The sequence below is a fragment of the Lactobacillus kimbladii genome, from assembly GCF_000970755.1.
GTDB lineage: Bacteria > Bacillota > Bacilli > Lactobacillales > Lactobacillaceae > Lactobacillus > Lactobacillus kimbladii.
On the sequence record NZ_KQ034007.1, the window covers coordinates 1,315,564 to 1,326,828 of the forward strand.

At 35.4% G+C, this 11,265-nt stretch carries 8 protein-coding genes, 4 tRNA genes, 1 riboswitch and 1 other annotated feature; of the genes, 2 read left to right on the top strand and 10 right to left on the bottom strand.

The annotated features are described in order from the left end of the window. Window positions 1-51: 51 nt before the first annotated feature. Window positions 52-2,466 (bottom strand): leucine--tRNA ligase, encoded by a 2,415-nt coding sequence (leuS, locus tag JF75_RS06585; protein WP_046332367.1) that lies wholly within the window; start codon window positions 2,464-2,466, stop codon window positions 52-54. 39 nt (window positions 2,467-2,505) lie between these two features. Beyond that, window positions 2,506-2,696: a binding site (T-box leader), on the bottom strand. 26 nt (window positions 2,697-2,722) lie between these two features. Here leuS and JF75_RS06590 point away from each other — a divergent pair. Then, entirely contained in the window at window positions 2,723-3,415 is a 693-nt protein-coding gene (locus JF75_RS06590; RefSeq protein ID WP_046332368.1) for a phosphatase PAP2 family protein, read from the top strand. Between the two features lie 59 nt (window positions 3,416-3,474). Here JF75_RS06590 and JF75_RS06595 read toward each other — a convergent pair whose 3' ends face one another. The 7 genes from JF75_RS06595 to JF75_RS06625 form a co-directional block, all read right to left on the bottom strand. Continuing rightward, window positions 3,475-3,963: a cupin domain-containing protein gene (locus JF75_RS06595; protein ID WP_046332369.1), complete on the bottom strand. Its 489-nt coding sequence runs from the start codon at window positions 3,961-3,963 to the stop codon at window positions 3,475-3,477. Between the two features lie 237 nt (window positions 3,964-4,200). After that, window positions 4,201-4,947 (bottom strand): tyrosine-protein phosphatase, encoded by a 747-nt coding sequence (locus JF75_RS06600; protein WP_046332370.1) that lies wholly within the window; start codon window positions 4,945-4,947, stop codon window positions 4,201-4,203. 122 nt (window positions 4,948-5,069) lie between these two features. After that, the gene (locus JF75_RS06605; protein WP_046332371.1) at window positions 5,070-6,524 is read right to left on the bottom strand and encodes an MDR family MFS transporter; all 1,455 of its coding nucleotides are present in this window, start codon (window positions 6,522-6,524) and stop codon (window positions 5,070-5,072) included. A 29-nt stretch (window positions 6,525-6,553) separates the two neighbouring features. Then, window positions 6,554-7,753, bottom strand: coding sequence for a methionine adenosyltransferase (gene metK, locus JF75_RS06610; protein ID WP_046332372.1), 1,200 nt, complete (start codon window positions 7,751-7,753; stop codon window positions 6,554-6,556). Further along, a riboswitch (SMK box riboswitch) is annotated at window positions 7,751-7,831 on the bottom strand. It overlaps the preceding gene by 3 nt. An 81-nt stretch (window positions 7,832-7,912) precedes the next feature. After that, window positions 7,913-7,985 (bottom strand) — tRNA-Val (locus tag JF75_RS06615). A gap of 4 nt (window positions 7,986-7,989) precedes the next feature. Further along, a tRNA-Glu gene (locus JF75_RS06620) sits at window positions 7,990-8,061 on the bottom strand. A gap of 123 nt (window positions 8,062-8,184) precedes the next feature. Further along, window positions 8,185-8,257: transfer RNA gene (locus JF75_RS06625), tRNA-Val, on the bottom strand. Window positions 8,258-8,880: 623 nt separating this feature from the next. Here JF75_RS06625 and JF75_RS10145 point away from each other — a divergent pair. Further along, window positions 8,881-9,549: a hypothetical protein gene (locus JF75_RS10145; protein WP_052726879.1), complete on the top strand. Its 669-nt coding sequence runs from the start codon at window positions 8,881-8,883 to the stop codon at window positions 9,547-9,549. A 482-nt stretch (window positions 9,550-10,031) separates the two neighbouring features. Here the strand turns inward: JF75_RS10145 and JF75_RS10585 are convergent, their stop codons facing one another. Together JF75_RS10585 and JF75_RS06640 are read right to left on the bottom strand one after the other, a co-directional pair. Further along, a complete protein-coding gene (locus tag JF75_RS10585; protein ID WP_158595203.1) occupies window positions 10,032-10,187 on the bottom strand; it encodes a hypothetical protein in 156 nt (51 codons plus the stop codon). Between the two features lie 979 nt (window positions 10,188-11,166). Next, window positions 11,167-11,256: transfer RNA gene (locus tag JF75_RS06640), tRNA-Ser, on the bottom strand. Window positions 11,257-11,265: the final 9 nt, after the last annotated feature.

Genomic DNA, 11,265 nt, shown 5'->3' on the forward strand with positions numbered 1-11,265 from the left:
AAAAAAGGCAATTAACAACAAATATACTTTGCACTTTAGGAAAAATTAACTTTATTTGGCTACAATATTAACAATCTTATTTGGTACGACGATGACCTTCTTAATATCTTTGCCTTTTAAAAATTTTTGTACATGAGGTAAAGCCAGGGCTTGCTTTTGAATTTCAGCTTTATCTAAATCAACAGCTGCTGTGAAATTTCCGCGTAGTTTGCCATTAACTTGTACCATAATTTCAACTGTTGACTCAACTAATTTAGCCGAATCATAGGTTGGCCATTTGGCAAAGGTCACAGATTCATTATGACCAAATATCTGCCAGATTTCTTCCATCATGTGTGGAGCAATCGGCGCTAAAAGCGTGATAAAACCTTCCGCATATTTCCTTGGAATAGTTTTAGCTTTCTGTGCGGCATTAACAAAGACCATTAATTGAGAAATCGCGGTATTAAAGTGTAAATCATCAAAATCTTCCGTTACCTTTTTAACAGTTTCATTATAAACTTTATCTAAAGTACCATCGTTGTCCTCCACGATATTTTCTTGAGGAATAGCTTTAAGATCTAAATCGTTGACAAATAAGCGCCAAACCCTATCCAAGAACTTCTTGGTTGAAGCGGGACCATTATCATCCCAGTCAATAGAAGCATCAAGAGGTCCCATGAACATTTCGTACATTCTCAGACTGTCTGCACCATACTCATCGATCACGTCATCCGGGTTAACTACATTGCCTTTTGACTTAGACATTTTATCATGGTCTTTCAGAATTAATCCCTGATTGAATAATCTTTGGAATGGCTCTTCATTTGGAACAACTCCCAAATCATATAAAACCATATTCCAAAATCTAGCATAAAGCAGGTGTCGTACAGCATGCTCTGCACCACCGATATAAAGATCAACCGGCATCCACTTCTTGAGCAATTCGTAATCGGCTAATTTATTATCATTGTGCGGATCAACAAAGCGCAGGAAGTACCATGAAGAACCCGCCCAGTTAGGCATAGTATTAGTTTCACGTTTACCCTTACGGCCATTTTTATCAACTACATTAACCCAGTCTTTTAAGTTTACTAAGGGGCTTTCTGGTGTGCCTGACGGCTTAATATCTGTTGCGTGTGGTAAAACCAGTGGCAATTCATCTTCAGGAACTAAAGTAGTTTCCCCATCTTCCCAATGAATTACTGGAATTGGCTCGCCCCAATAGCGCTGACGACTAAATTCCCAGTCGCGTAATTTGTAATTGACCTTTTTTTCTCCTGCATGGTGTTCAGTAAGCCAGGCGACAATTTTCTCTTTAGCATCTGCAATATTAAGGCCGTTTAGGAACTCAGAATCTATGTGTGGACCATCACCGGTATAGGCTTCCTGTGCAATATCTCCACCCTTGATAACGGCCTTAATAGGCAAATTGAATTTCCGGGCGAACTCATAATCACGGGAGTCGTGAGCTGGGACAGCCATTACCGCACCAGTACCATAACTGCCAAGTACGTAGTCAGCAATCCAGATAGGAATTTCTTCATTATTCACAGGATTAATTGCATATGCACCAGTAAAAACGCCAGTCTTAGTTTTATTTAAATCTGTTCTTTCAAGGTCGGACTTAGATTCAATTTGTTTAATATAGGCATTGACTTCATCTTTATGACCATCAGTCATAATTTTTTTGACTAATTTGTTTTCAGGAGCTAACACAGCATAAGTTGCGCCAAATAAAGTGTCCGGACGTGTACTAAAGACATCAAATGTTTCATTAGAATTTTTGACCTTAAAAGTAATTTGGGCACCTACTGAACGACCAATCCAGTTACGTTGCATTTCCTTAATGTTTTCTGGCCAGTCAAGATTATCCAGGCCTGCAAGAAGACGGTCAGCATATTTGGTAATTCTTAACATCCATTGCTTCATGTTACGACGATATATTGGGTAACCACCACGTTCAGTCTTACCATCAACAATATCTTCGTTAGCAACAACTGTACCTAAATCTGGTGACCAGTTAACCGGTGCTTCTGCCTCATAAGCCAAGCCATTTTTATACATTTGCTCAAAAGTCCATTGCGTCCACTTGTAATATTTTGGATCACAAGTTGCCAATTCTCTGTTCCAGTCGTATGAGAATCCTAGAGTATTGAGCTGTCTTTTAAAATTAGCAATATTTTCAGTAGTAACAACAGCCGGATCTTGTCCCGTTTGAAGAGCATATTGTTCAGTAGGAAGACCAAAAGCATCCCAACCCATTGGGTGAAGGACGTTATAGCCTTGACTGCGCTTCATTCGTGCGACAATATCGGTTGCTGTGTAACCTTCTGGGTGTCCTACATGCAGTCCTTTACCGGATGGAAAAGGAAACATATCTAAAACATAATAATTTTTCTTTTTCGGGTCATTACCGGTTTTAAATGTTTGATTTTTTTCCCAGTAATCCTGCCATTTTTTTTCGACAACTTTGTGATTGTACATATTTTTTACCTCATAAAAAAAGTCCTATGAAATATTTTTTCATAGGACGAATAATCGCGGTACCACCTAAGTTCCGCACCAAAAGTGCGACACTCATGCCCCTTAACGCGGATAGCAAACGTTAGATTTGTTCCAGGCTCAGTTCACAACCTATTTTTCAAGTCTTGCACCTTCCGACTCTTCTCTATAGAAAAACAAAATTGCTACTAGTTCCTGATCTTTATTTTTTGACCAATAATGATTATAATTTACCACAATGAATAAAAAAAACAAGGGGAGAAAGTTTTTGAACAAAACAATTCAGACAAAAAGAGACACCATAGTACCTGCTACAATCTTTTTGATTGCTTATGCAGCGTGGGCAATTTTAGTTGCTTCCGAAAACCAGTTTATCCAAAAATTTGATCAAACTGTCATAAATATTATTTGCAATAACAATCCTGCTGCAATCAAGTTTGCAACTACATTTACTAATTTAGGTAATACTAACGTAATTATGGTCGAAACGATCATCTTGGTAATTGTTTTGGCGTTTTGCAGAAAATTTGCTTATGCATTTTTTACTGCTGGAACAATGATTGCGGCTAACGGATACAACTGGATCATCAAACACGCAATAGCTCGTCACAGACCGCTTACCCAACACCTTGTGGCAGCTCACGGTTATAGTTTTCCATCAGGACATTCAGTTGGCAGTGCCACATTATTTGGGATTTTGATTGTTTTAACAATTTTATTAATTAAAAATAAAGCTATAAAAACTGTATTGTGCATCATTTGGGCCTGTTTTCCAATACTAATTGGTTATACAAGGATTTTTAACCACGTTCACTACCCTTCTGATGTGGTTGGTGGTTTTTTAGAAGGAATTGCATTTCTTTTGATTGGTTATTCTTTCTTATACCACTATTATTTAGAAAATCAAAGAGCACAAAACAATATTTACTAAGTAAAAAGGATTCATTGCTTTGAAAATAAGCTTGAATCCTTTTTTATATCAAAATTACTCTAATCTAGTGCTAGTCGTTCAATGATGCTTTTATATGCAGGGTACTGTTTTAATAAATCTGCCTTTTTAAGCATCTCAAAGTCATGGTAATCAAATCCTGGTGAAACAACACAACTTACTAAACAAAAACTATTTGGTTTAGTAACTTCTGATGCAAAAATGGTGTGTTTGGGAACTTTGAATTGCATACATTCTCCAGCCGCAACATTTTTGCCTAACTTAACAGCAGTATATTTACCATCTGGAAAAATACAATGAATAGTAATTGTTTCTCCATCGTGATAATACCACATTTCATCATGGTTCAGTCGGTGAAAGTGAGAACAACTCGTATCATCAAGCAAAAAGTAAATTGAAGTGTAATAAAAACGATTTCCTTTGCTATCCTTATCATAAAATTCTTCGTCACTAGTATAAACTTGTCTAAACCAGCCACCTTCTTGGTGAGGTTCAAGATTTAAACTTTTGATATAGTCGTTTCTTTGCATTTTTTCTCCTTAATAAATTTTGAATAATTAAATTCCTTTATTATAAATTTAGCTCACTTTGTCTCTATTGTCAGCTGAATTTTTTTGTAGGCAAACAACATCTACCAAAACTAATATTGCACATACTTTATATTGGTATGACACTATTATTCAAAATCAGTTGTGAAGGAAGTCAAAAACTAAAAATGATATGATTCCAGAATTCAAGAAACATATCATTTTTTTATTTAATTAAATTTAGACTAAATAAATTTGCCTCATTTTGCTCTTAAAATCACTCGGTAAATTCAGTCCTTTAATCAGGTAATTATCAAAATCCCCATAATTTTGCCTAATGGCAGAAAAATACCGTTCTAAATATGACTTTTGAACCGTTAAAGCTACAGCAACATCTTTCAATTGTGAACTTGTTAATTGGTCTCTTAGGTAGTCCAAAATTTCCTGATTTTCCTGCTTGCGCGCTTCAATAGTTTTTAGATAATCGGCAAAGATTTGATCGTCACTTACTCCCAGGCTTTTCAAAATTAAAGCTGCTGCCACTCCTGTGCGATCTTTACCTGCAAAGCAATGAAATGCTGTCGGAACAGGATCATCTATGAGCGCCATTAAAAATTGGTGATAGCCATTTTGAGCAGATTTTTGTAAAGCCAGTTCTTCATAGGTGGTAAGCATATCTTCTTCAGCCTGATTATTACCGGAAACAATTTCATCAACACTGGCTTGATTAACTTGCGCATCTTTTAACACATCAATTACAACGTAATCTAATCCGGACCACAAATAATCCGGAAATTGTTTTCTTTCTTCCTCGCCCCTAAAATCAAAAACCCTCTTAATTTGATATTTATTTTGGACTTGTTCTTTTTGATAAGGCGTCAAATTATTCAATTGTCCACATCGAAATAGTAGTCCAGCTTTTACTTTTCTTCCTGCAAATTCAGTGTAACCACCTAAGGAACGCCAATTAGTAATTTCCTTTGTCATTTTTAATACCCCAGTTACCTATTAAATTTAATATTAACAATTATAATTTTTCAGGAAAAATATTTCTACTAATAAAAAACCTGCTGGCAAATAAACCAGCAGGTCTGTTATAAATCGAATTACTAATTAGCTTTCTCTTTGCTTTTATAAATACAGTTAAAAATAACAGATATTAATATAGCAACAAGTGAAACAAAGTAAACCCCTTTTAAAGCACTGAAAAGTACTTGTCTTAGCTGTGGAATTAAGTTCGCAGATAGTTCTTGGGCTTTAGCCGATGAAACTATTTTGTTCATCATGCCTGGTGTTAAATTCGGATGTTTTGCAAGTTGATGTGCCACCACAGTATTGAAGGTAATACCAAAAATGGAAACCATCATAGTCTGACCTAAATACCTCATTAATGTGTTAAAGGAAGTGGCAACACCAATATTTTCTTTAGAAACTAAAACCTGTGACCTGACCTGTGATGCGGTTAGAACTCCACCAAAGGAAAAGCCATTAAGCGTTGCTATGACGCAAAATACCCAAAACGGAGTATGAATAGGAACAAGCAGTAACATACAATCAGCCACTAAAAGAACTGTAAGCAATCCAAAGAAGGTTTTTCTCACACCCCAGCGACTTAGCATGCCCCCGATCAAAAATGAGCCTACAACCCACATAACAGAACTTGGAGTTACGGCAAAACCTGCTATTGTAGCAGAAGTTCCGTTAATGCCCTGCATCCAAGTTGGAATATAAAACTCAAAGCCAATAACTACCCCTGCTACAAGCAGGGTAATCATATTGACAGCTAAGAATTCTCTGCCCTTGAGCATTGAAAGTGGCATTATCGGGTCAGCGGCACGCTTTTCTTCATGATAAAAGATAATTGTACTAACGATGATTAAAGCAACCAAAGCCGCTAAAATAAGCGGTTTAATGGTGCCAAGATCTTGTAATGTAAACATTAAGGTTAAAAGCAAAACAACCAGCCAAAATGTTCCTTTAACGTCAAGTTTAGTCTTTTGCTTATTCCTTGGTTCATTTAAGAAAAAGACAATTAATAAAAGTGCAATGATACCAATTGGCACATTAATGTAGAAAACCCAGTGCCAAGAAAGATTTTGCACAATAAAGCCACCAAGTAATGGAGCAATGACTGAAGCTACGCCCCAAAAACCAGAATTGAGACCCAGCATTTTTGTTCTTTTTTCCAGACTATATAAATCTGCAATTATGGTCATCGCAACTGGTTGAACAGCTCCAGAACCCAGTCCCTGAATAACACGGAATAAAATTAGTTCAACCATATTCTGAGCCTGACCACAAAGAGCAGACCCAATCACAAAAAGAGCTATTCCAAATAGAAAAATTGGTTTACGACCAAAGCTGTCTGCTAATTTGCCATATAAAGGAGTTGACACAGCAGTCATAAACAAAAATATGGAAACAACCCAATTCATAATTTCTAATCCATTCAGATCGGAAACAATTGTCGGCATTGCAGTAGAAACGATTGTACCTTCGATGGCGGTCATAAATGTCGTCATAAAAATCGCAATCATTACTACTCGTACATTTGTCTTCTTCACAATTACAACTCCTTCATTAGCTGCTAAAATTATTTATTTTCATGAACAAAATTTAAAAGATCTTGAACTTTATCCGTTTGCTCCCATGGTAAATCAATATCTGTTCTGCCAAAGTGTCCGTAAGCTGCTGTTTGCTCATAAATCGGCCGCCTTAAATTAAGCATTTTAATTATCCCCGCTGGGCGCAAGTCAAAGACTTTACGTACTGCTTTTGTTAAAAGTTCATCACTTACTTTGCCGGTTCCGGCTGTATCAACCATAACTGAAACTGGATGGGCAACGCCAATTGCATAAGCTAATTGAACTTCACAGCGATCTGCCAAACCTGCAGCCACGATATTTTTAGCCACATATCTGGCAGCGTAACTGGCACTGCGGTCAACTTTTGTCGGATCTTTTCCTGAAAATGCACCACCACCGTGGCGAGCATAACCACCGTAAGTATCAACAATAATTTTACGTCCAGTCAATCCTGAATCACCTTTAGGTCCACCAATAACAAAGCGACCTGATGGGTTAATCAGAAACTTGGTTTTTTCATCAAGGTATTTAGCAGGTATTACCTTTTTAATTGCCAAATCTATCATAGCTTGGCGAATCTCTTCGTTTGAAACCTTATCATCGGTCTGTGTTGAAATAACAACGGTATCTACACGTGTTGGTTTTTGTTTTTCATCGTATTCAACAGTCACTTCTGCCTTAGCATCGGGTCTAAGCCAAGTTAAAGTACCATCTTTACGGAGCTTGGCAACCTGTCTCATCAGGCGGTGGGCAAGCGAAATAGGCAAAGGCATTAATTCAGGCGTTTCATTGATTGCAAAACCAAACATTAAGCCTTGATCTCCCGCCCCAATTTGATCAAGCTGATCTTCGTCAGATTGATTTTCACGCGTTTCAAGAGAATGATCAACGCCTTGAGCAATATCAGGTGATTGTTCATCAATATCAATTAAGACAGCGCAATTATTGCCATCAAAGCCAAGTTCAGGTTTATCATAGCCAATTCTCAAAACTGTCTTGCGAACAATTCCTTGAATATCAACATAAGCACTGGTTGATATTTCACCAAAGACATAGACAATACCAGTATTGACGATGGTCTCACAAGCTACATGAGCTTGAGGGTCTTTGGCAATAATAGCATCCAAAATTGCATCAGAAATTTGATCAGCAATCTTGTCTGGATGACCTTCAGAAACAGATTCTGAAGTAAACAAACGTTTTTCCATATTAGTCCCCCTATAGACAATAGCTATTCGGTTACAAGGCATCTCCATTTAAGGATCCTCTCAGGACTTGAACCGATTTTTTAAAATTTCCGTTCTATGTTCTTATATATTATATTGATAATAAAAAAAGCTACCGTATGTTCGGTAGCCATAGAACGATGGAGGATACAGGGCTCGAACCTGTGACCTCCTGCTTGTAAGGCAGATGCTCTCCCAGCTGAGCTAATCCTCCAAAGTGACCCGTACGGGATTTGAACCCATGTTACCGCCGTGAAAGGGCGATGTCTTAACCACTTGACCAACGGGTCATTGTTCTGAATCAAAGCACATTCAATAGTATACCTATTCTGAGAGAAAATGCAAGAATTCCATTTATTAATTAAATCAATAAATAATGGCGGCGCGAACTTCCCTTCACACCACCATTATTATGGAGGATACAGGGCTCGAACCTGTGACCTCCTGCTTGTAAGGCAGATGCTCTCCCAGCTGAGCTAATCCTCCATTTTGTTGTCATCTCTCGACCACTCTTAATAATTTAGCATAAGTTTCTATTTATGTCTACATTTTTTTGAAATTTTTGTAGGATTCTGTTTATTAATATTAATTTCTATGAATTAACTAAACTTTTTTCAATTCTTTTTTATATTAAAGATTAAGGATATAACTAGATCAGGTGAAGAATGCTTGACTACTATTCAAGAAGTTGTCGGATCAAGTATGACAATCGGAGTTTAATTTCTATGTATTTTTCATCTGAATTTTGGGGAGTATGATTGAAAATTTTATATCGAAAGTTTAAATCTCTCACATTCCATTAAAAATTTTTATTTTCTGATAAAAGAGTTTTCTTATTCACTTGTTAGATTTTATCCTACTTCAACTTTTATTTTAAAAAGTACAATATATTTTGATATTGAAAAATTGTCACTTAAAATAATCTATTCTTGTATCTTCTATAATAATTATTTATACTAGAATTAAAAAAATAAAAGCATCACATGAAATTTTTAAATTTAATTATATAAAGTTTTTGTAACATTAAAAATCTTAAATATTAAGGTTCATATTTTGTCCATAACACCAGCGACATTAAACCTATGGTAGTAAATCTTTGGGAGGAAGTAATGGGTAATCTAAAAAAAACCTTATCATTTTTAATAACAAGCTTATTCATCTTTTCTTTGATAGGATGTTCAGCTGATGATACGAACAAATCAGGTGATAAAGGTGGTAGTAACAATCGACAAAGTAAAAAAGTAGTAATAGAGAAAAATACTGCTAAAGAAGTAACACTATCGGCGGGTACTCATAAAGTCGGTAAAGAGATTAAACCCGGGCGTTATGTAATTAAGGCCGTCTCAGGTAGTGGCAATCTATTTTCACGAAACAGTCCTAATGATCGTAATATAAATGTCATTTTAGGGCCAACTGAGGATGATACATGGATGAAACTTTCTTCGTACACCACTGACTTAAAAGCTGGAGAAAAGATAAAGATTGACGGAATTGAATCAACAAAACTAATACCAACTCCAGACAAACGTATTTTTAGAAAGATACTAACCCCCGGCAGTTGGACAGTAGGTAAAGATATCAAACCTGGCGATTATACTATTAAAGCTGTACGAGGAACTGGAAACATATTCTCTGACAATGGCGAAGATGACATTAATGAAATTTTAGCAAAGCACCCTGATAAGGACTACGGCCAGGTATCAAAAATTCATGTTGAATTAAATAAAGGTGAAATAATAACTTCTGATGTTCCTAAAATAAAATTAGTAGAAGACTAACTACTAAAATCACAAGCATTATAGAAGCCAAACTTATTTAATTTTATTAATCATTTAATTCATTTATAAAGTATAGCTTTAGGGGTTTTATTCCATTAATCTGATTGATGAAAAACTATTTTAAAAAGAAAAGGCAATTCAATTGATCTTATTATTAATGAAAAAAGACTAATTTAAATTTATATTATGTTTTAAGTCCTAAAATTTTGATAAAAATTAATATAATTTCTTTAAGGCCTGAGCCCAGTATTCTTTTGGGTCAGGCCTTTTGGTCTGTCTTTATTTCTTTCAGTGTTATTACGCAATTTCTTTATTTAGTTCTTGCAGATTATGGTACTTATATTCCTGGACGTAAAACATTTTCGTTTTAATCAAGCCAAGAAGTTCTCCACTATCCGCTCGTGCATTGTATTTCATTTGCGCTACACGTTTTGAATAATGCCATGTAAATTCAATACACTCTGATAAATCGAATTTTGATATTACACTGTATGGAAATCACAAGCATTTAAAGCCTGATGTTTAGGAAAAATTTTATCCAACATTGACACTACCAGTTCCATATTAAGATGCCCTGAAATTGAGTAGGAATCGATATCGCCAACATAGCCATCCAAAATGGTTGACAAATAAATCATTTGTCCCCTAAGATGAAATTCAGTAATATCCGCATACTATTTCATATTTGGTCTTAAGTAAAAGAAGCTGAGTTTAATTAAATTAGGTGCAATCTCACCAATTATATAGCAATAACTAAAACACATGCGCCGATTTCATTTATTGGCTTTTAAACCCTAAGCTCAGTTCGTTCATATTCCTTCTGATCACTTTAAAACTAGCTGGTCAGCCACCTTTAATTAACTGCAAGGCAATCCTACTTCATCTTCAATTTTAAAAATATACTTGTTGGTGCATATTTGTTTCTCCTAATTTTGCAGCTACTTGAAAAACTTTCCCTTGATCACTTAATACTAATTCATTTAAGCGTTTTTTACTGACTCTAGGTGAAACAACACTATTAGCACTAACAACACCTTGTGGCTTGGAATTTTGAACACTATTTTTAGTCTTCTGAATGCCTTTGTTATTATATTTTAGCTAATTAGTTTTGGTCTTTAAATTAGTATAAAAATAATTTTTAAATTCATGAAGCATGGTATAAACGCTATTTTCATCTAATGAAACTAATTTTTTTCTTCTTTATCTTTATACCGGCATAAAATAAATAGCTGATTTTGTTGCTTGATTTAAAATAAGATTTTCCCCACCACAAAAGATAATTTGGCTTCGCAATCTGATGTAGGACACATAAGTCTGTAACGTAATTTTTCTAACATTTTAAAAATTTGGCATTAAAGAAAAAGAATTTCATTTCGAGAGTTTAAGGCCTACACATGAGGCTCACCTATAATTTAAGAGCGCCAAATTCGCTCATTATTGTGCCATGGGTTAATGACTGAATGCTAGATAAATTAAATTCAAAATTCTAACAAATTGCAAGTACCGGATGAAATTTAACAACACGTCGAGCTGTTTTATTTTTTATACTTTTATTCCGTGCGAAAGCATAATAAAAGCTTGTAACAGTTGATACTACAAGCTTCTTATTACTATTTACGGAGTGTGAGAGATTTGAACTCTCGATACAGGATTAACCCATATACATGATTTCCAATCATGCTCCTTAAGCCACTCGGACAACACTCCAAAATTAAA

Coding starts and splice junctions, on each gene's coding strand:
- leuS (WP_046332367.1), bottom strand. CDS start 2,466: ATGTACAATCACAAAGTTGTCGAAAAAAAATGGCAGGATTACTGGGAA.
- JF75_RS06590 (WP_046332368.1), top strand. CDS start 2,723: ATGAATAAAAAAAACAAGGGGAGAAAGTTTTTGAACAAAACAATTCAG.
- JF75_RS06595 (WP_046332369.1), bottom strand. CDS start 3,963: ATGCAAAGAAACGACTATATCAAAAGTTTAAATCTTGAACCTCACCAA.
- JF75_RS06600 (WP_046332370.1), bottom strand. CDS start 4,947: ATGACAAAGGAAATTACTAATTGGCGTTCCTTAGGTGGTTACACTGAA.
- metK (WP_046332372.1), bottom strand. CDS start 7,753: ATGGAAAAACGTTTGTTTACTTCAGAATCTGTTTCTGAAGGTCATCCA.
- JF75_RS10145 (WP_052726879.1), top strand. CDS start 8,881: ATGGGTAATCTAAAAAAAACCTTATCATTTTTAATAACAAGCTTATTC.
- JF75_RS10585 (WP_158595203.1), bottom strand. CDS start 10,187: ATGATTTATTTGTCAACCATTTTGGATGGCTATGTTGGCGATATCGAT.